Here is a 17280-nt window from a genome sequence, read left to right as displayed (position 1 = left end):
GGCCGCGCCGGATCGTCAGCGCATAATTTCCGCATATACGGCCTGGTCGGGGACGGCTTGGTCGGGGACGGCTTGATCGGGGACGGCTTGGTCGGGGCCGGTCTGGTCGGGTCGCGAGGAGGCCGCCGTGCGCAGCCTGAAGCAGAGGCGCACGAACCGCGGCAGCCGGTAGCGGCCGAGTACGAGCGGCTCGATCAGATGCACGCCCGCGAGCGCCTCCAGCACCAGCTCGATCTCGCCGGCGTCGGCCCCGGACATCTCCGCCGCCTTCTGACTGTCGATCACCTCGGCGTCCTGGCGCGCGAAGCACATGAGCATGTGCCGTTCCGGATCGCTCAGCTGTTTCTCGGCCGCGATCAACGGGGCCATCATCGCGGCGCAGTCGGGCGGGATCACATCGGCGAGCCGGCTCTCCCGCTCCATCTGCCGCAAGGCCATCTCGATCGTCCAGTGCGGACGCGCGCTGAGCTTGCCGCCGATCACCCTGATCGGGTGCGGCAGTCGCGAAAGGCGTTCCAGCAGCACCTCGGCCTGCTCGGGTTCCGCGTCCGCGCGTGCCGGGCCGAGGGCCTTGCGCAGGAACTCCCGCGCCTCCCGCTCGGTCAGCCCGGCGATCTTCAGCCAGGTCACCCCCGGCAGCTCGTGCAACCGGCGGACACTCGTGAGAATCATCGCCGAGCCGGGCGTTTCGAGATCGCGCACGGCCGCCGCGTCCTGCACGTCGTCGACCACGACCAGGAACCGCTTGCCGCGCGCCTTCTCCCGCCACAGCGCGGCCTTGTCGCCGACGGGGTTCTCCACGCCGACCGCGCGCAACAGCTCGCTTGCGACGTCCCTGCCCCTGACGAAGATCTGCCCGTCCGGGAAGCGTCCCTTGACGAGGTGGCCGATCCGGGTGGCCAGCGCGGTCTTGCCGCTGCCCCGCATACCGGTGATGCCCACGGTGCCCGGCAGCGTCCCGAGAGCCTGCGCGATCTCCTCGGCTCGGCCTGTGAAGTCGATCAGATCCGGCACCAGCTGCTCCGGCCTGCGCGGCAGGGTGAGGTCGCCGTTGAGGATCTGCGCGTGGACCTCGCGCAGCTCCGGCCCTGGTTCGAGGCCGAGCTCCTCGATGAGGAGTGCGCGCACCTGGTGGAAGTGGTCGAGTGCTTCGCCCTGTCTGCCCTCCAGGTAGAGCGCGCGCATCAGGAGGGCGCGCGGTCGTTCCCTGAGCGGGAAGGCGGCGACGTGTTTCTGCAGCTCCAGCACGTCCGGTTCGCGTTCGAGGCAGTCCTCCCGCGTCTTGACCCGGTAGTCGCCGAGCCGCAGCCGTTGCGCGTCGAAGTAGGCACTCCGCAGGCCTTCCAGGGGCTCGCCGCGGCAGTCGTCGACGACCTCCGCGCGGACCGTGTACCCGCCGTCCCTGGACTTCAGGTTCAGCTCCGGAAGCGTCTTGCGGATCTTGTACACGTACGTCCGCAGTGCCATCACCGCGCTCGGCGTCGGGTCGTCCCAGACCATGCCGACCAACTGGTCGTTGCTCAGCCGGATGCCGTTGTTCAGCAGCAACGCCGCCAGTACCGCCCGCTGCTGGCGGGGCCCCAGTTCGACCTCCTCTTCGTCGCGCCAGGCTCGTACCGGACCCATCAGTGAGAAGCGCAGGCTCATGCAACAGCACAACGCGCGGGCACATCCCGCGCTTCCCTCTATGACGCGGGTGAGTTCGAACGACGTTTCGGGGTCACGCGGGGGCGGCGTCCAGGGCGGTCCGCCACCGCGCGACGGCCTCCGCCGACACGGGCGCGTCCCAGCCGTCCGGCCGGGCGGCCCCGCCGATGTGGAAGGCGTCGATGCCGGCGGCCCGCAGGTCCGGTACGTGATCCAGCCGCAGCCCGCCGCCCACCAGCAGCCGCTGCTCGTACCCGGGCTCCCCCTGCCGCTCCGCCTCCGCGAGCAGCACGGGAAGTCCGTCGTCGACCCCGTCGGCCGACCCGGCGGTGAGATACGTGTCGAGCCCGGGCATCCCGTCCAGCTGCTTGCGCAGGGCGTCCCGGTCGACGGCCCGGTCGATCGCCCGGTGGAAGGTCCAGGGGCAGCCGTCCAGCACCGCGACGACCCGCTCCACCGCCGCCAGGTCCACGCCGCCGTCCGCGTCGAGGAACCCGAGCACGAACTCCTCGGCCCCGGCCTCCCGCAGCTCGCCCGCCACCCGGACCAGCCGGTCGGCGTCCCCCGCGGCGAAACCGTCCGCGAGCCGGAGCATCACCCGCAGCGAGAGGTCGACGGCCCGGCGGATCCCGGCGACGGTCCCGGCCGACGGGGTGAGCCCGTCGGCCGCCATGTCGGTGACCAGCTCGAGACGGTCCGCGCCTCCCGCCTGGGCGGCGACCGCGTCCTCGACACCGAGGGCGATCACCTCCAGGACTGCACGCTTGCTCATGGGGCCCCTTCGTCGGCATGAATCAGCCTTCGGCGACAGGTCTAGTCCAATCAAAGACTACGCTGCCCAGTCCCGCCGCCTCCCACGCCCCTGTGAGGCGCCTCAGCCGAAGATGTTCAGCTCCTTCGCCTCCACCCCGGCCAGCTCGTACGCCGCCTCCCCGACCGGACGCCCCGCGTACAGCCGTACGAGGGTCGGCCCGTCCCCGATGAAACGCCCCGGGGGCCGCTCCCCGTCGCTCCCGCCGAGCCGCAGCGGCTCGTCCAGGTCGTCGAGGTCGGCGTGCAGCGGCACATGCCCCCGCTCATGGGTGAGCCGGGCGAGCAGCGCGAGCGCGTCCGGCAGCCCGGCCCCGCCGTAGGCTCCCGGCTCCCCGAGGGCCTCGCGCACGTCCCCGGCGTGCACCCACTCCCCGAGCGCGAGACCGTCCAGCTTCCCGCCCGCCCCGGCGATGCGGGGCCCGGCCTCGCTCATCCCGCGCTCCAGCTCGTCGACGACCCGGCCGTTGCTCCAGCCCTCCCGTTCGGCGATGTCCCGGTCGTTCGACTCGGGCGAGAACACGCCCTCCTCGAACCGGCCCTCCGCCACCCTCGTCAGGGCGGACGAGCAGTGCGCCAGCACGTCCCGCACCGTCCAGCCCGGACACGCGGCCACGGGTCGCGCGAAGTCCTCCTCGGCCCTGCCCCGCAGCAGCGGGATCAGCGCGTCACGTTCGATCGTGAGCAGCCGCCCGGGCTGCTCGGGGTCCCGTACGTCGTGCACATCAGCAGGAGTCGTCATGGAACCCACGCTAGATCCCACCCCTGGCCCAGCGGGAGAATGACTCCATGGCCGATCTCGATCCCGACGCCCTGCGCACCCGCTTCGCCCGCGCCCTGGAAGGAGCCCGGGGCCCGGCCGGCGGCCCCGACCCGGCGCCGTACGCGGACAACCTGCTCAGCCGCTGGCAGGAGCCCCAGCGCCGCTACCACACGGTCGCGCACCTCACGGCGGTCCTCGATCACATCGACGTACTGGAGCGGTACGCCCACGACCCGGACGTGGTGCGGCTGGCCGCCTGGTTCCACGACGCGGTCTATCTGCCCGACCGCTCCGAGAACGAGGAACGCTCCGCCCGCCTCGCCGAACGCGCCCTCGCGGAGGCCGGTGTCCCCGCCGCCAGGACCGCCGAGGTGGCCCGTCTGGTCCGCCTCACCGTCACCCACGACCCCGCCGACGACGACCCCGACGGCCAGGTCCTGTGCGACGCCGACCTGGCGATCCTCGCATCGCCCCCGTCGGCGTACGCGGCCTACACCACCGCCGTCCGCGAGGAGTACCACTTCGTCCCCAACGACGCCTTCCGCACGGGCCGCGCCACGATCCTCCGCCAACTCCTCGCCCTGCCGAGGCTCTTCAGAACCCCGCACGGAACGAAGGAGTGGGAGGCGACGGCCCGCTACAACCTCACCGCCGAGCTGGAAATGCTGTCGCTCTCCCCCCATGCCCCCTCGTAACCTCCCCACCATGTGGACAACGGGCGCGGAACAGGTGGAGCAGGCCGTCGGCGAGTGCGTGGGCCTGTTGGGGGGAGTCACCGACCGGGACTGGGAGGGGGCGGCGGCCGGGCGGCTCGCGTGGAGCTGCCGGGAGACGGCCGTGCACATCGCGGAGGATCTCATCGCGTACGCGGGGCAGTTGGCGGGGCGGGAGCCCGATGGGTACACGCCCTTCGAGCTGTCGCTGGAGGAGGGCGCCGGCAACGCGGGTGCGGTGCAGGTGATCAGGACGACGGGGGCTCTGCTCGCGGCGGCGATCCGGACGACGCCGCGGCAGGTGCGGGCCTTCCATCCGTATCCGTTCCGCAGCGCGAACCGGGAGGGGTTCGCGGCGATGGGCACGGCCGAGGTGCTGCTGCACACGCACGACATCGCCGAGGGACTGGGCCTGGCGTACGAGGCGGACTCCGGGCTGTGCGACTTCGTCCTCAGGCGGATCTTTCCGCATGTCCAGCCCGGACCGACCCCCTGGCAGACCCTGCTGTGGGCCACCGGACGGGGTGAGCTGCCGGGGCGGGCGCCCGTCACCGCGTGGCGGTGGAACAACAACCTGGTGATCGGCACCGAACGGCTCACCCTCGAGGGCGTCACCCCGGCGGTGGCCGACGACCTTGCCACGGTCGGTGACGGCGGCTGCTTCGAGTGGCTCGGAGGAAGCCCGGCCGAGGGCACCCGGGTGGGCGCCGGGCTGGTGTTCAAGCAGTACGAGGACGGGGTCCACCGGCCCGAGTGGGGCATGTACGTGCTGGTCCGCCGCGAGGACGACCAGGCGCTCGGCGCCATGGGGTTCCACGCCGTTCCCGACGAGGCGGGGCGGGTCGAGATCGGCTACGACCTGGTCGAGGCGGCCCGTGGGCACGGCTACGCCACCGAGGCCCTGCGCGCGCTGTCGGCCTGGGCCCTGGCCCGGGACGAGGTACGGACCGTCGTCGCGAACGTCGAGCGGGACAACGCGCCCTCACGGGGCGTCCTCACCCGCGCCGGCTTCACGGCCGTCGCGGAGGACACCGAGCAGGTGACCTACGAGCTGGGCGAACCCGGCGAGCGATAAAGGCCCTTGGGCCGCCGCAGCCCCGCCCCGTGCAGCAGCCGCACCACCTCGCGGCTGCTGACCTCCACGGCACCGGCGCCCACCGCGTCGGCGTACCGCTGGGCGGGGATGTCGTAGTGGTCGCGTTCGAAGGCCCGCCGGGGCACGCCGAGGCGTTCGGCGAAGCCGTGCAGTTCGTCGTACGAGACGTCGCTGATCAGGTGGGACCACATACGGCCGTGTCCGGGCCAGGCCGGCGGGTCGATGTAGATCGTCACCAGGGCCTCACGAGGACGCCCCGCCGAGGGCCTCGCTCAGCGAACCCACCGCCGCGACCTTCACGCCCGCCTCGGCGCACACCCAGTGCGGGTCGGGCCCCAGCACCGGTTCCACGTCCAGCGCGTGCGGCTCGCCGGCGCCGCACACCGGGCACAGCGGCCAGCGGCCGTACCGCTCCAGCAGGGCGTCCTGGACGTCCTGCGCGACCAGACCGGCCACGTACGGCGCGCCCTCCGGCCACTGCTCGACCCACCACCGCCGCTGTGTGACGGACTCCTCGACCAGGGACACGACATCCGCCTCGGCGACACGTCCCGCGACGAGGTCGGCCAGTACCAGGGCACGCGCGGCGTGCAGCGTCTGCTCCAGGGGGGTGATGGGCTCCATGCCCCCATTGTGCGCACTCTTGACCCCGGCACCGAGCCGAAAATATCTTTCAGTGGTGACCCGTAGAGTGAAGGAAATTTTCGCCGGTGAGAACGGCGGCACGGCCGGCACCGGTGGCACGGGCGGCCCGAGTGCCATGGTCGGCACCCTCGGCACCCCGCCCGCCCCGGCCGCCCTCGCGGCCAAAGTCCGCACGCTGGCCCCGTCGATGACGCGTTCCATGCAGCGCGTCGCCGAGGCCGTCGCGGGCGATCCGGCCGGCTGCGCGGCCCTCACGGTCACCGGCCTCGCCGAACTCACCGGCACCAGCGAGGCGACCGTCGTACGCACCGCCCGGCTGCTCGGCTATCCGGGTTACCGGGACCTGCGCCTCGCCCTCGCCGGCCTCGCCGCCCAGCAGCAGTCCGGCCGGGCCCCCGCCATCACCACGGACATCGCGGTCGACGACCCGATCGCCGACGTGGTCGCGAAGCTCGCCTACGACGAACAGCAGACCCTCGCCGACACCGCCGCCGGCCTCGACACCGTCCAGCTGGGCGCCGCCGTCACCGCGCTGGTCGCGGCCCGCCGCACCGATGTGTACGGCGTCGGGGCGTCCGGCCTGGTCGCCCAGGACCTCACGCAGAAGCTGCTGCGCATAGGGCTGATGGCCCACGCCCACAGCGACCCGCATCTGGCCGTGACGAACGCGGTGCAACTGCGGGCCGGTGACGTGGCGATCGCCATCACCCACTCGGGGTCGACCGGTGACGTCATAGAACCGCTGCGGGTCGCCTTCGAGCGCGGCGCGACGACGGTGGCGATCACGGGCCGCCCGGACGGGCCGGTGACGCAGTACGCCGATCATGTGCTCACCACGTCCACCGCGCGGGAGAGCGAACTGCGTCCGGCGGCGATGTCGTCACGGACCGGCCAGCTCCTCGTGGTGGACTGCCTGTTCGTAGGGGTGGCGCAGCAAACGTACGAGACGGCGGCGCCGGCGCTCTCGGCTTCGTACGAGGCGCTGGCCCACCGGCACCGCCCCTGAACCGCACCGACACAGACACGGGAAGCACGGAAAGAGCCGTCATGACCTCCACCTCCGACCCCCGGGACCTCAGAACCGAGCTGGAGTCCCTGACCACCGAGGCCTTCCGGCCGGAGCTCGCGGACATCGACCGGCTGCCCACCCTGGACATCGCGCGGCTGATGAACGGCGAGGACGCCACCGTGGCCGGGGCGGTCGCGGCACGGCTCCCGCAGATCGCCGCCGCGATCGACGCCGTGGCGGAGCGGATGGCCCGGGGCGGCCGCCTCGTCTACGCGGGCGCCGGCACGGCGGGCCGGCTGGGCGTCCTGGACGCCTCCGAGTGCCCGCCGACGTTCAACACCGACCCGTCCCGGGTCGTCGGCCTGATCGCGGGCGGCCCCGAGGCCATGGTCACCTCGGTCGAGGGCGCGGAGGACTCCCGGGAGCTGGCCCGGGCCGACCTGGAGAGCCTCGGCCTGACCCCGGACGACACGGTGGTCGGCGTCTCGGCGTCCGGCCGCACGCCCTACGCCATCGGCGCGGTCGAACACGCCCGCACCCGGGGCTCCCTCACCGTCGGCCTCGCCTGCAACCCCGGCAGCCCGCTCGGGGCCGCCGCCGACCACGGCATCGAGATCGTCGTGGGTCCCGAACTGCTCACCGGCTCCACCCGCCTGAAGGCCGGCACGGCACAGAAGCTCGTCCTCAACATGCTCTCGACGATCACGATGATCCGGCTGGGCAAGACCTACGGGAACCTGATGGTCGACGTCCGCGCGTCGAACGACAAGCTGCGCGCCCGCTCCCACCGCATCGTGGCGCTGGCGACCGGTGCGGGCGACGAGGAGATCGAGCAGGCCCTGAAGGCCACCGACGGCGAGGTCAAGAACGCGATCCTCACCATCCTGGCCGACGTGGACGGCCCGACGGCGGCGCGGCTGCTGGAGGAGTCCGGCGGGCATCTGCGGGAGGCGCTCGACTCGCGCGCCTGAGGGGCGGCTGTCAGACCCCGGTGCTTTCATGGGGGAATGAGCAGCCGAGGTGTCGTCGTGGAGCGGCGGATCGCCGCCGGGCAGGGTGCCGTGTGGGAGGCCCTGACGGACCTCGGGTCCATGGAGCGCGTGCTCAGCGGGGTCACGAGGGTCGAAATCCTCACCGAGGGCGGTTTCGAGGTCGGCACGCGGTGGCGGGAGACGCGGCGGATGTTCGGCAAGGAGGCCAGCGAGGAGATGTGGGTGACCGCATGCGAGGCGCCCGAGCGCTACGTGGTGGAGGCCGAGGCGCAGGGCACGCGTTACGTCTCGGAGTGGCTGCTGCGGACGGACGGCCCGGCGGCGACCACCGTCAGGATGACGTTCGGCGCGCAGGTGCCGGGCGGTGCCCGGGGGCTTCTCGCCAAGCTTCTGGGCGGTCTCGGGGCGCGGGCCGTGCGGAGGGCCATCGCCAAAGATCTCGACGACGTCGCCTCCACGCTGGAGGGGCGCAACGGCTGAGCCTCACCTCGGCCTTACCTCCCGGTTGACCTGCCGCACGCGAGCCCGCAGCGTCTCCCCGACGGGCAGCGAGCGCAGCACGTCGGTCAGATGCTCCGCCGTCCGTACGTTGCACCGCCCCAAGTCGACCAGGGCGAACGGCTCGTCGCTCGCGGCCGTGACCGGATCCACGCACAGGGACGGCAGCACGACACCGACTCCCTTGAGCGCGTCCCGCAGGGATTCCACGATCTCCTCGGTCGAGCGCACCTTTTCCTACCTCCACGCAGAGTTTGTGATTCAACACACAGCGTGGCGGACGCGCCTCTAACCTGGCCAGATACGGCGGCCCAACAACCCGATGTGTACGACAGGGAGTTGCCCATGCCCGGATCCAGGGACCTCGACCCGTCCTCCTCCCCTCGGGCCCTCCTGGGCGCCGAGCTCCGCCACGCCCGCGAGAAGGCCGGCCTGAGCCAGGAGGAACTGGGACAGCGGTTGTTCGTGAGTGGGTCGTTCATCGGGCAGTTGGAGGCGGGGACGCGGCGGATGCAGGCGGAGTACGCACGGTTGCTGGACGACGTGCTGCGGACGGGGGACTTCTTCTCGCGGAATTGCGGGGCGGCGGCGAAGTCGAAGTATCCGGAGCACTTTGCGGAGGCGGCGGAGGCGGAGGCCCGGGCTACGGCCATCAGGGAGTTCACTTCGATGCTGATTCCCGGCCTGCTCCAGACCCCCGCCTACGCCCGTGCGGTGTGCCGCGCCTATCAGCCGACGGCACCTGATGAGGAGATCGAGAAGAGGGTGGCTGCTCGCATGGAGCGGACCCGCATCCTCGACGATCCAACAAAGCCGTTGTTGTGGGCTGTGATTGACGAGTCTGCGCTGCAACGGGTGACGGGTGGGGCGGAGGTCATGGCGGAGGCCCTGCGACACATCACCGGCCTGGCTCGCCGAAGCCGGGCCATCGTGCAGGTGCTGCCGTTCGACGCGGGCGCGCACCCGGCCATGCAGGGGTGCGTCAAGCTGATGGACTTCGACGACGCCCCACCGTTGGTTTACCTGGAAGGCGTTGGCACCGGGCGACTGGATGACGACCCCACCACCGTCGCGGAGTACCGGTTCTACTACGAGTTCCTCGCGGCCTGCGCACTCTCGCCGGAGAAGTCTCTAGCCCTGCTCGAGGCAATGGCCCAGGATTACACGCATGAGGAACATTCCTGACTCCGACCTGCGCTCGGCCACCTGGTACAAGTCCAGCTACAGCGGCGGGAGCGGCGACAACTGCCTGGAAGTCACCCAGGGACTCCCTGATGTCATCCCCGTCCGCGACTCCAAGGACCCTCATGGCCCGAGGCTCGCGTTCCGGGCCACGGCCTGGTCGGCATTCGTCGCGAACCTCAAGGACGAGACGGCCTGAGCTTCGGGACCCGGGCTTCGAGCTCTCTTTTCAAGGAACGGGTGGAGGGCCTCAACCCACCCTCCCACCCGGCGAGTTGACGCGATGCGTCCGGCTTGCCACGGACAGTCACGTACCCTTAACGTTCCCTGCACAAAGCAACAGCCCCCGCCAGGTGCGCCAACACCTGCGGGGGCTTACCAACGAGATCGAAAGCAGTCGATCCCATGGATGAAGCTAACTCTAGTGCTGCCTCCCCGTCCGCGCACCCCATGGCGAACCCGGGCTACGGCAAACGCACCGCCCCCGACCAACTCCCCCGCGCGAACCATGACTTCGCACACCTCCCACCCCGCGAAGCAGCCATCGCCGCCTACCTCGACCGGCTCCCCGACGGCGCGGACATCTCCGTAAAGACGCTGGCCAAACAGCTGCCATACGGCCAGTGCGCCCTCGGCACCGCCCTCAACCGCATCCAGCAGGCGGGCCACCTGCGGCGAGGCCGGGAGTGCGTGACGGCAGACGACGGCAGCTCCCGCTGGATCACCCGTTCGTGGTTCTCCCGCACCGCCCGGGGCGACAACTGGTGGGCGGCCTTCACACGCGGCGACGTACCGAAGCAGCAGCGCCCCACCCGCTCAAGGGCCCACATCCTCCTGGCCGCCCTCGGCCGCACAGCACCGGCCCTCTCCCTCTCCCAGACCGACTGCGCGACACTCGCCCCGCTGGTGACGCAGTGGTTCGAGCGGGACGCCTCGGAGGACGACGTACTGCGTGCGCTCACAGCCGGCCTGCCGACGCCCGTCCACCACCCCGCCGCCCTGGTCCGCAACCGCCTGACCAGCAAACTCCCACCCCCACCCGCCCCACGCCCACCCCTACGGGTCCTGGAGTGCGCGAACTGCGGCGCCCCGGGGCGTCCAGAGTCCCTGCCAGGAGGGCGTTGCAACGCCTGCTGGGGCGAACGCGCCCCCGCACAACCCTCTGCACCTCTGTCCGCCCCCACGGTCCACGACCGAGCGGCCCAGATCCGCGCCGCAATGTCCCAACGACGACAAGAGAAGGCACACACATGACGGCACCTACGGTCCGACGTCACCACCCGGGGGCACGATGGAGGGAAGGAGGCAACGCCATGACCCCAGAGACCGCTGACCGCCCGCAGATGGACGTCGAGGACTTCGACGAACTCGTTCGCAGGGCTCCGAGGGAGATCCGGAACAGGCTGGAGTTCCTGGGCGGGCGACTGTGCGTCCGGCACGGCCCGCTCGACGTGGACGAGTTCGAGGAACTTGCCGCAGTAGCCCCCGAAACGGTGCGGCTGGAGTACATCAATGGAAAGGTCGAGGTCAAGGCCATGCCGGACGGCAACCACCGCTCCATCTTCATGTGGCTGTTGCGCCAGTGCATGCAGCACCGTCCTGACCTGGATCTCGTACCCGAGTCGGGCGTCAAGGCCGAGGCCTACCGCAAGGGCCGCGCTCGCACGGATGGAACTCTCGTGCCGGTGGATCACTTCCGTGGCGACGGCGAGTGGTCCGACCCCGAAGGTTCCCTCATGGCCGTGGAGATCACTTCCAGGGACCGCGACACCAACCAGCGCGACCGCATCGACAAGCCCGTCGGCTACGCGGAGGCCGACATCCCCGTCTACCTCCTCATCGACCGCGACAACCACACCCTCACCGTCTTCAGTGAACCCGAAAACGGCCGCTACCAGCGGATCTCCCCGCACCCCTGGGGCGCCACCGTCGAGCTCCCCGCCCCCCTAAACATCACCCTGGACACCGAGAAACTCAAGGACTACGCCGACTAGCGACAATGGACCCATGAACCACGCCCAGCTCACCGCCCTGGGCCGCGCCCTACGCCTCCTCGGCGAGCACGGCGAGGCCCTCACCTCCGACACCCCGGACGGCAAACTGCACGAGGTCAAGGCCGACCTCAAGCGCGCCCTGGACCTGCTGGACGAGAGCGTCGCGACCGCCAAGCCCACGACACGCTGCCCCGAGCATCCGAACGGCCCGGTCGACGAGAACGCCCCCGACCTGTGCCTGCTGTGCGAGACCCGGCGCAGGACCGCCCGCCGGAACGAGTTCAACGGGCCCGCCCCGCAGCAGCCGCAGACCGACCCCGTCCAGTCCCGCTACGGCGTGAGCGGCGACCGCCCCCAGCCCCAGCAGCGCTGGCTGCCGGAGCTGTGGAACGGCCAGACCTGGCAGCTGTGCGGCACCCCGCGCCGGGACCGCCGCGAGGCCGAGCTGTTCATCGCCGCCCAGCGCAAGGCTCCCCGGGCGGCCATGGCGTACCGGCTCGTGCACGAGTTCACCGACTACGAGGTGCTGCGCGTGTGGGGCACGCCCCTGCGGGTCGACATCGAGCCGATGGGCAACCTCTAGCTACAGGAGGGGCAGGGCAGAGAAGTCGTAGCCCTCCCACAGTCGCCGCGAGGTCTCCTCCGGGTACGCCCTCACCACCGGCTCCGCGTCCAGGACCTGCATCAGCCGCTCCGCGTCGTCGTACGCCGGCCAGCCCGGGTCGCCCGACCTCGCGAAGGACGTCCAGGACGCGCGGAAGCGGGACGACAGCGCCTCGGCCTCGGCGGACGGCTCGGTGCCCGCGAACAGCAGAAGCCCCAGGTCCGCCCCGAACGTGCCGAAGAGCAGCGGGATGTCCAGTCCGTGGCAGGCGCCCAGCGCGCCGCCGTTTCCGGGGGCCGCCCAGGTCAGTTCGTAGAGGTGCGCGCTGCCGCCGCCCGCGCGCTGCGCCTCGGCCAGGTGCAGGGAGGGCATGTTGAACAGCCAGTCCGTCTGGACGCGTTCGTAAAGCTCGCTCGGGGAGGCGTCGGGGAAGGCGGCCCGGTAGGCCTGTTCGCCGTCGGGGCCGGGGGCGAACAGCCGCAGGGCCGAGGCAGCCCGCTCCTCGCTGATCTGGCCCAGTTGGCCCGCCATGGCGATAAAGAGGCGGTACTCGTCGCGGTTGTGGCCGACGAGCAGGTCGACGTCCTTCGCCGAACCCGCCGCCAGCGCCTGCCACGGCGTGGTCGGCAGCACCTCGCCGTCGACCACCGGCGAGAAGGGGGTGACCGTGGGCGCCGCCTGGCCCCAGCGGTCGGTGTACTGGAGCATCTTGGCGCTCAGCGTCTCGCCCGCCGACGTCAGCCGGTGCGGGGCGATCGTCGAGAGATCGGCGACCGTGGGGCGCAGCCCCACCTCGGCGGCCAGCGCGAGACCGATGTCCCGGGCGAGCGCGTCGGAGAAGAACGTCCCCGGCACGCTCTGTGCGATCGCCCGGCGGAACAGTCCGGCCGCCCGTGGCATGGCGAGCAGCGAGGCGACCGAACCCGCGCCGGCCGATTCACCGAAGACCGTGACCTGGTCCGGATCGCCGCCGAACGCCTCGATGTTGTCCCGGACCCATTCCAGTGCCGCCACCTGGTCGAGCAGGCCCCGGTTTGCGGGCGCGCCCTCGATGAACGCGAAACCCTCCATGCCCAGGCGGTAGTTGAGGGACACGACCACCACGTCGCCGTCGGCCGCGATGCGCCGGGCGTCGTAGCCGGGGCTGCCGGAGTGACCGAGCTTGTAGGCACCGCCGTAGATCCACACCATCACCGGGCGGCGGGCCGCCGGGTCGGCCTCGGGCGTCCAGACGTTGACGGTGAGCCACTCGTCACCCTCGGGTACGTCGAGCAGGCCCGGGCCACCCAGGCTGCCGACGTCCTGCGGGGGCGGCGGGCCGAAGGCGTCGGCGTCGCGTATGCCGTCCCATGGTTCGGCCGGGCGCGGTGCCTGGAAGCGGGCCTCGCCCACCGGAGGCGCGGCGAAAGGGATGCCGCGATAGACGGCGAGTCCCTCCTCCCTTCGGCCACGTACCGCACCGGCGGTCGTAGGGACCACCGGTGCGGGCTCCTCCGAGGGGCCACCCGCCGACGGGCGGGACTCGGTCGTCGTCATCTGGATCTCCTCACGGAATGCCGGTGAACAGGCGCTCAGTCAGTGTCCTTGACTGACGCAAGCAGATCCAGAGCCTCAGGTGCCGGGACAGCTACCGGGGTCAGCTGAGGGTCTTCAGCGCCGCCGGGTCGTAGGGGGCCGTGTCCTCGAAGCGGCCGCCCAGCACCTTGGCCGCCCACTGCGGGTCCTGGAGCAGCGCCCGGCCGACGGCGACCATGTCGAACTCGTCGCGCTCGAAGCGGTCCAGGAGGTTGTCGAGGTCGTTGACGTCGGCGCCCTCGCCCTGGAAGGACTTGAGGAAGTCGACGCCGTTCAGGCCGACCGAACCGACGGTGATGGCCGGCTTGCCGGTCAGCTTCTTGGTCCAGCCGGCCAGGTTGAGGTCGGAGTCCTCGAACTCGGGCACCCAGTAGCGGCGGGTGGAGGCGTGGAAGGCGTCGACACCGGCGGCGGCCAGCGGGGCCAGGATGGCCTCCAGCTCCTCGGGCGTCTCGGCGAGGCGGGCGTCGTAGGCCTCCTGCTTCCACTGCGAGTAGCGGAAGATGACGGGGAAGTCGGCGGAGACGGTCTCGCGGACTGCGGCGACGATCTCCTCCGAGAGCTTGGCGCGGGCGACCGAGTCGCCGCCGTAGGCGTCGGTGCGGCGGTTGGTGCCCTCCCAGAGGAACTGGTCGAGCAGGTAGCCGTGGGCGCCGTGGAGCTCCACGCCGTCGAAGCCGATGCGCTCGGCGGCTGCCGCGGCCTCGGCGAACGCGCCGATGACGGCGTCGATGTCGGCCTGGGTCATGGCCTTGCCGGTGGGCTCCGAGGCGCCGATGCGCAGACCGGAGGGGCCGACGGCCGGGGCGTCCGCGAACGGCGGCTCACCCTGGTTGCGGACCATGCCGATGTGCCACAGCTGCGGGACGATCGTGCCGCCCGCGGCGTGCACCGCCTCGGCGACCTTCGCCCAGCCCGCGAGCTGCTCCTCGCCGTGGAACCGCGGCACGCGGTCGCTCTGCCCGGCCGACTCGTGCCCGACGTAGGTGCCCTCGGTGACGATCAGGCCGACTCCGGCGGCGGCACGGCGGGAGTAGTACGAGATGACGTCCTCGCCGGGGACTCCGCCCGGGGAGAACATGCGGGTCATCGGCGCCATGGCGATGCGGTTCGGGACGGTCAGGCCGTTGAGCGTGACGGGCCGGGACAGAATTTCGGCGGCGCGGGAGGCGGCGACGGTCACTCAGGGGCTCCTTCGGATACCGGACAGTATGTGCATACGCATAGGACATGCGTTTCAACCATCCGGCCCGCCCGCGCCATCCCGTCCGCGCTGTGACCCCGGACACGCCCGAGGGCGGCACCCCCTGCCCGGATATCCGGAACAGGAAGTGCCGCCCTCGGCAAGACCGTTGATCAACCCGGGGAAATCCCAGGGGGTCGATCAGAAGTCCATGTCACCGCCCGGCATACCGCCACCGGCGGGCGCGGCGGCCTTCTCCGGCTTGTCGGCGATGACGGCCTCGGTGGTGAGGAACAGCGCGGCGATGGAGGCGGCGTTCTGCAGAGCGGAACGGGTCACCTTCGCCGGGTCGATGATGCCCTCGGCGATCATGTCGACGTACTCACCGGTCGCGGCGTTCAGGCCGTGGCCGACCTGGAGGTTGCGGACCTTCTCCACGACGACGCCGCCCTCGAGACCACCGTTGACGGCGATCTGCTTCAGCGGGGCCTCGAGCGCGAGCTTGACGGCGTTGGCGCCGGTCGCCTCGTCACCCTCGAGGTCCAGCTTCTCGAAGACGGAAGCCGCCTGGATGAGCGCCACGCCACCACCGGCGACGATGCCCTCCTCGACGGCCGCCTTGGCGTTGCGCACGGCGTCCTCGATGCGGTGCTTGCGCTCCTTGAGCTCCACCTCGGTGGCGGCACCGGCCTTGATGACCGCGACACCGCCGGCGAGCTTCGCCAGGCGCTCCTGCAGCTTCTCGCGGTCGTAGTCCGAGTCGCTGTTCTCGATCTCGGCGCGGATCTGGTTGACGCGGCCGTTGACCTGGTCGGTCGAACCGGCACCGTCGACGATGGTCGTCTCGTCCTTGGTGATGACCACCTTGCGGGCCTTGCCCAGCAGGTCGAGCGTGGCGTTCTCCAGCTTGAGGCCGACCTCCTCGGAGATCACCTCGCCGCCGGTGAGGATGCCGATGTCCTGCAGCATCGCCTTGCGGCGGTCACCGAAGCCCGGGGCCTTGACGGCGACGGACTTGAAGGTGCCGCGGATCTTGTTGACGACCAGGGTCGACAGGGCCTCGCCCTCGACGTCCTCGGCGATGATCAGCAGCGGCTTGCCCGACTGCATGACCTTCTCCAGGAGCGGGAGCAGGTCCTTGACGTTCGAGATCTTGGAGTTCGCGATCAGGATGTACGGGTCGTCGAGGACGGCCTCCATACGCTCCATGTCGGTCGCGAAGTACGCCGAGATGTAGCCCTTGTCGAAGCGCATACCCTCGGTGAGCTCAAGCTCCAGACCGAAGGTCTGGGACTCCTCGACGGTGATGACGCCTTCCTTGCCGACCTTGTCCATCGCCTCGGCGATGAGCTCGCCGATCTGGGTGTCGGCGGCGGAGATGGAGGCCGTGGAAGCGATCTGCTCCTTGGTCTCGACGTCCTTCGCCTGCTCCAGCAGGGCGGCGGAGACGGCCTCGACGGCACGCTCGATGCCGCGCTTGAGGGCCATCGGGTTGGCGCCGGCGGCTACGTTGCGCAGGCCCTCCTTGACCAGGGCCTGGGCGAGAACGGTCGCGGTGGTCGTACCGTCACCGGCGACGTCGTCCGTCTTCTTGGCGACTTCCTTGACCAGCTCGGCGCCGATCTTCTCGTACGGGTCCTCGAGCTCGATCTCCTTGGCGATGGAGACACCATCGTTGGTGATCGTGGGGGCGCCCCACTTCTTCTCGAGGACGACGTTGCGGCCCTTGGGGCCGAGCGTCACCTTCACGGCGTCCGCGAGCTGGTTCATGCCGCGCTCGAGGCCGCGCCGCGCCTCCTCGTCGAACGCGATGATCTTGGCCATGTGAAGTGGTCCCTCCAGGACTGGGGGTGATTACTTCGGACCGCGCCCGCGCCCGCGACGGACGGCTCGCCAGCCTCGTGGTTCCTTCCCCACCCGGCCTGCGGGCCTCACCGACCCGGTCCTTACGTTGTCACTCTCACCTTCAGAGTGCTAACGCAATGATTAGCACTCGGGCATGGCGAGTGCAAGCGCCTCCCAGGGATCGGGCGGGCCGCTCAGCCACCCGCGAACGGCGCCCGGCAGGGCTTTCGAACAGGCCGAAGGGCCCGCACCCCGGGGGGTACGGGCCCTTCAGAGAAGACCTGCCGCTTGCGGTTTGTCGTGGTCGCGCGTTCAGGCAGCCACGCGAACCATGTCGGCCTGTGGGCCCTTCTGGCCCTGCGAGATCTCGAACTCGACCCGCTGGCCCTCTTCAAGGGTGCGGTACCCGTCCATCTGGATCGCGCTGTAGTGGACGAAAACATCCGCACCACCGTCGACCGCGATGAAGCCGTACCCCTTCTCCGCGTTGAACCACTTGACGGTGCCCTGAGCCATGCCTAACTCCCCTATTACTGGCCCTTGCACAGATCCGCACTTCGCGGATCCGGGTCAGACCTCACCCCCCACGGATTGGGGGCGTGCGCCGGAACGCGTCGACCGCGGCCGAATGTATCTGTCCAACTGCCCTCTGCAACAGGTCAATCGGACGAGAATTCCGGACGCGCAGGATCCGGAATGTGGGGAGAATTCGCCTGACTTCAGG

19 protein-coding genes and 1 pseudogene are annotated in these 17280 nt (G+C 70.8%); 10 read left to right on the top strand and 10 right to left on the bottom strand.

Features of this window, described 5'->3' with window-relative positions; all coding sequences use genetic code 11:
- Positions 1 to 15: 15 nt before the first annotated feature.
- The 3 genes from ACFT32_RS28965 to ACFT32_RS28955 all read right to left on the bottom strand — a co-directional run bounded on the left by ACFT32_RS28965 (position 16) and on the right by ACFT32_RS28955 (position 3199).
- The gene (locus tag ACFT32_RS28965; protein WP_382495114.1) at positions 16 to 1626 is read right to left on the bottom strand and encodes a BTAD domain-containing putative transcriptional regulator; all 1611 of its coding nucleotides are present in this window, start codon (positions 1624 to 1626) and stop codon (positions 16 to 18) included.
- Positions 1627 to 1720: 94 nt separating this feature from the next.
- On the bottom strand, positions 1721 to 2419 hold the full coding sequence (locus ACFT32_RS28960) for a copper homeostasis protein CutC (protein ID WP_382495111.1): 699 nt from the start codon (positions 2417 to 2419) through the stop codon (positions 1721 to 1723).
- Positions 2420 to 2521: 102 nt separating this feature from the next.
- Complete coding sequence (locus tag ACFT32_RS28955; protein ID WP_382495108.1) at positions 2522 to 3199, bottom strand: maleylpyruvate isomerase family mycothiol-dependent enzyme; 678 nt, start codon at positions 3197 to 3199, stop codon at positions 2522 to 2524.
- 47 nt (positions 3200 to 3246) lie between these two features.
- On the opposite strand from ACFT32_RS28955, the gene ACFT32_RS28950 reads away from it, so the two are divergent.
- Positions 3247 to 3915: a hypothetical protein gene (locus ACFT32_RS28950; protein WP_382495106.1), complete on the top strand. Its 669-nt coding sequence runs from the start codon at positions 3247 to 3249 to the stop codon at positions 3913 to 3915.
- A gap of 34 nt (positions 3916 to 3949) precedes the next feature.
- Positions 3950 to 5008, top strand: a complete 1059-nt coding sequence (locus ACFT32_RS28945) for a GNAT family N-acetyltransferase (protein ID WP_382495904.1) — start codon at positions 3950 to 3952, stop codon at positions 5006 to 5008.
- Here the strand turns inward: ACFT32_RS28945 and ACFT32_RS28940 are convergent.
- Together ACFT32_RS28940 and ACFT32_RS28935 are read right to left on the bottom strand one after the other, a co-directional pair.
- Positions 4978 to 5265 (bottom strand): DUF4031 domain-containing protein, encoded by a 288-nt coding sequence (locus ACFT32_RS28940; protein ID WP_382495103.1) that lies wholly within the window; start codon positions 5263 to 5265, stop codon positions 4978 to 4980. The genes ACFT32_RS28945 and ACFT32_RS28940 overlap by 31 nt on opposite strands.
- Positions 5266 to 5272: 7 nt before the next feature.
- Complete coding sequence (locus ACFT32_RS28935; protein ID WP_382495101.1) at positions 5273 to 5653, bottom strand: hypothetical protein; 381 nt, start codon at positions 5651 to 5653, stop codon at positions 5273 to 5275.
- A gap of 55 nt (positions 5654 to 5708) precedes the next feature.
- Between ACFT32_RS28935 and ACFT32_RS28930 the strand changes: the two genes are divergently transcribed.
- The 3 genes from ACFT32_RS28930 to ACFT32_RS28920 are packed head-to-tail and all read left to right on the top strand — an operon-like array spanning position 5709 to position 8155.
- Positions 5709 to 6680, top strand: a complete 972-nt coding sequence (locus tag ACFT32_RS28930) for a MurR/RpiR family transcriptional regulator (RefSeq protein ID WP_382495099.1) — start codon at positions 5709 to 5711, stop codon at positions 6678 to 6680.
- Between the two features lie 41 nt (positions 6681 to 6721).
- Positions 6722 to 7654 carry an N-acetylmuramic acid 6-phosphate etherase gene (gene murQ, locus ACFT32_RS28925; RefSeq protein ID WP_382495096.1) on the top strand — a complete coding sequence of 311 codons (933 nt, stop codon included), beginning with the start codon at positions 6722 to 6724 and terminating at the stop codon, positions 7652 to 7654.
- A 36-nt stretch (positions 7655 to 7690) separates the two neighbouring features.
- A complete protein-coding gene (locus ACFT32_RS28920) occupies positions 7691 to 8155 on the top strand; it encodes an SRPBCC family protein (protein ID WP_382495093.1) in 465 nt (154 codons plus the stop codon).
- A 57-nt stretch (positions 8156 to 8212) separates the two neighbouring features.
- On the opposite strand, the pseudogene ACFT32_RS28915 reads toward ACFT32_RS28920, so the two are convergent.
- Positions 8213 to 8404, bottom strand: a pseudogene (locus ACFT32_RS28915) (hypothetical protein); the annotation flags it as partial.
- A gap of 114 nt (positions 8405 to 8518) precedes the next feature.
- On the opposite strand from ACFT32_RS28915, the gene ACFT32_RS28910 reads away from it, so the two are divergent.
- The 5 genes from ACFT32_RS28910 to ACFT32_RS28890 all read left to right on the top strand — a co-directional run bounded on the left by ACFT32_RS28910 (position 8519) and on the right by ACFT32_RS28890 (position 11932).
- Positions 8519 to 9358 (top strand): helix-turn-helix domain-containing protein, encoded by an 840-nt coding sequence (locus tag ACFT32_RS28910; RefSeq protein ID WP_382495090.1) that lies wholly within the window; start codon positions 8519 to 8521, stop codon positions 9356 to 9358.
- The gene (locus ACFT32_RS28905) at positions 9342 to 9554 is read left to right on the top strand and encodes a DUF397 domain-containing protein (RefSeq protein WP_382495087.1); all 213 of its coding nucleotides are present in this window, start codon (positions 9342 to 9344) and stop codon (positions 9552 to 9554) included. The genes ACFT32_RS28910 and ACFT32_RS28905 overlap by 17 nt, the downstream gene beginning before the upstream one ends.
- A gap of 251 nt (positions 9555 to 9805) precedes the next feature.
- Complete coding sequence (locus ACFT32_RS28900; RefSeq protein WP_382495902.1) at positions 9806 to 10609, top strand: hypothetical protein; 804 nt, start codon at positions 9806 to 9808, stop codon at positions 10607 to 10609.
- Positions 10610 to 10668: 59 nt separating this feature from the next.
- Positions 10669 to 11349, top strand: coding sequence for a Uma2 family endonuclease (locus ACFT32_RS28895; RefSeq protein WP_382495085.1), 681 nt, complete (start codon positions 10669 to 10671; stop codon positions 11347 to 11349).
- 13 nt (positions 11350 to 11362) lie between these two features.
- Positions 11363 to 11932, top strand: a complete 570-nt coding sequence (locus ACFT32_RS28890) for a hypothetical protein (protein WP_382495082.1) — start codon at positions 11363 to 11365, stop codon at positions 11930 to 11932.
- On the opposite strand, the gene ACFT32_RS28885 is transcribed toward ACFT32_RS28890, so the two are convergent.
- The 4 genes from ACFT32_RS28885 to ACFT32_RS28870 form a co-directional block, all read right to left on the bottom strand.
- Positions 11933 to 13489, bottom strand: a complete 1557-nt coding sequence (locus ACFT32_RS28885; RefSeq protein ID WP_382495080.1) for a carboxylesterase/lipase family protein — start codon at positions 13487 to 13489, stop codon at positions 11933 to 11935.
- Positions 13490 to 13589: 100 nt separating this feature from the next.
- Positions 13590 to 14711: an NADH:flavin oxidoreductase gene (locus ACFT32_RS28880; RefSeq protein WP_382495077.1), complete on the bottom strand. Its 1122-nt coding sequence runs from the start codon at positions 14709 to 14711 to the stop codon at positions 13590 to 13592.
- Between the two features lie 201 nt (positions 14712 to 14912).
- Entirely contained in the window at positions 14913 to 16535 is a 1623-nt protein-coding gene (gene groL, locus ACFT32_RS28875) for a chaperonin GroEL (RefSeq protein WP_382495074.1), read from the bottom strand.
- A 333-nt stretch (positions 16536 to 16868) separates the two neighbouring features.
- Positions 16869 to 17072, bottom strand: coding sequence for a cold-shock protein (locus ACFT32_RS28870; protein ID WP_003949956.1), 204 nt, complete (start codon positions 17070 to 17072; stop codon positions 16869 to 16871).
- Positions 17073 to 17280 lie beyond the last annotated feature (208 nt).

It is taken from the genome of Streptomyces sp. NPDC057002 (genome assembly GCF_042673825.1).
In the GTDB taxonomy this organism is placed as follows: domain Bacteria; phylum Actinomycetota; class Actinomycetes; order Streptomycetales; family Streptomycetaceae; genus Streptomyces.
Note: the sequence above shows the minus strand (reverse complement) of the source record. Positions and strands in the feature narration are given on the sequence as shown.

Excerpts from the sequence above, each read along its gene's own strand:
- ACFT32_RS28935 (WP_382495101.1), bottom strand. The coding sequence starts at position 5,653 with ATGGAGCCCATCACCCCCCTGGAGCAGACGCTGCACGCCGCGCGTGCC.
- murQ (WP_382495096.1), top strand. The coding sequence starts at position 6,722 with ATGACCTCCACCTCCGACCCCCGGGACCTCAGAACCGAGCTGGAGTCC.
- ACFT32_RS28895 (WP_382495085.1), top strand. The coding sequence starts at position 10,669 with ATGACCCCAGAGACCGCTGACCGCCCGCAGATGGACGTCGAGGACTTC.
- ACFT32_RS28885 (WP_382495080.1), bottom strand. The coding sequence starts at position 13,489 with ATGACGACGACCGAGTCCCGCCCGTCGGCGGGTGGCCCCTCGGAGGAG.
- ACFT32_RS28870 (WP_003949956.1), bottom strand. The coding sequence starts at position 17,072 with ATGGCTCAGGGCACCGTCAAGTGGTTCAACGCGGAGAAGGGGTACGGC.
- ACFT32_RS28910 (WP_382495090.1), top strand. The coding sequence starts at position 8,519 with ATGCCCGGATCCAGGGACCTCGACCCGTCCTCCTCCCCTCGGGCCCTC.
- ACFT32_RS28960 (WP_382495111.1), bottom strand. The coding sequence starts at position 2,419 with ATGAGCAAGCGTGCAGTCCTGGAGGTGATCGCCCTCGGTGTCGAGGAC.
- ACFT32_RS28950 (WP_382495106.1), top strand. The coding sequence starts at position 3,247 with ATGGCCGATCTCGATCCCGACGCCCTGCGCACCCGCTTCGCCCGCGCC.
- ACFT32_RS28955 (WP_382495108.1), bottom strand. The coding sequence starts at position 3,199 with ATGACGACTCCTGCTGATGTGCACGACGTACGGGACCCCGAGCAGCCC.
- ACFT32_RS28890 (WP_382495082.1), top strand. The coding sequence starts at position 11,363 with ATGAACCACGCCCAGCTCACCGCCCTGGGCCGCGCCCTACGCCTCCTC.
- ACFT32_RS28965 (WP_382495114.1), bottom strand. The coding sequence starts at position 1,626 with ATGGGTCCGGTACGAGCCTGGCGCGACGAAGAGGAGGTCGAACTGGGG.
- ACFT32_RS28900 (WP_382495902.1), top strand. The coding sequence starts at position 9,806 with ATGGCGAACCCGGGCTACGGCAAACGCACCGCCCCCGACCAACTCCCC.
- groL (WP_382495074.1), bottom strand. The coding sequence starts at position 16,535 with ATGGCCAAGATCATCGCGTTCGACGAGGAGGCGCGGCGCGGCCTCGAG.
- ACFT32_RS28905 (WP_382495087.1), top strand. The coding sequence starts at position 9,342 with ATGAGGAACATTCCTGACTCCGACCTGCGCTCGGCCACCTGGTACAAG.
- ACFT32_RS28920 (WP_382495093.1), top strand. The coding sequence starts at position 7,691 with ATGAGCAGCCGAGGTGTCGTCGTGGAGCGGCGGATCGCCGCCGGGCAG.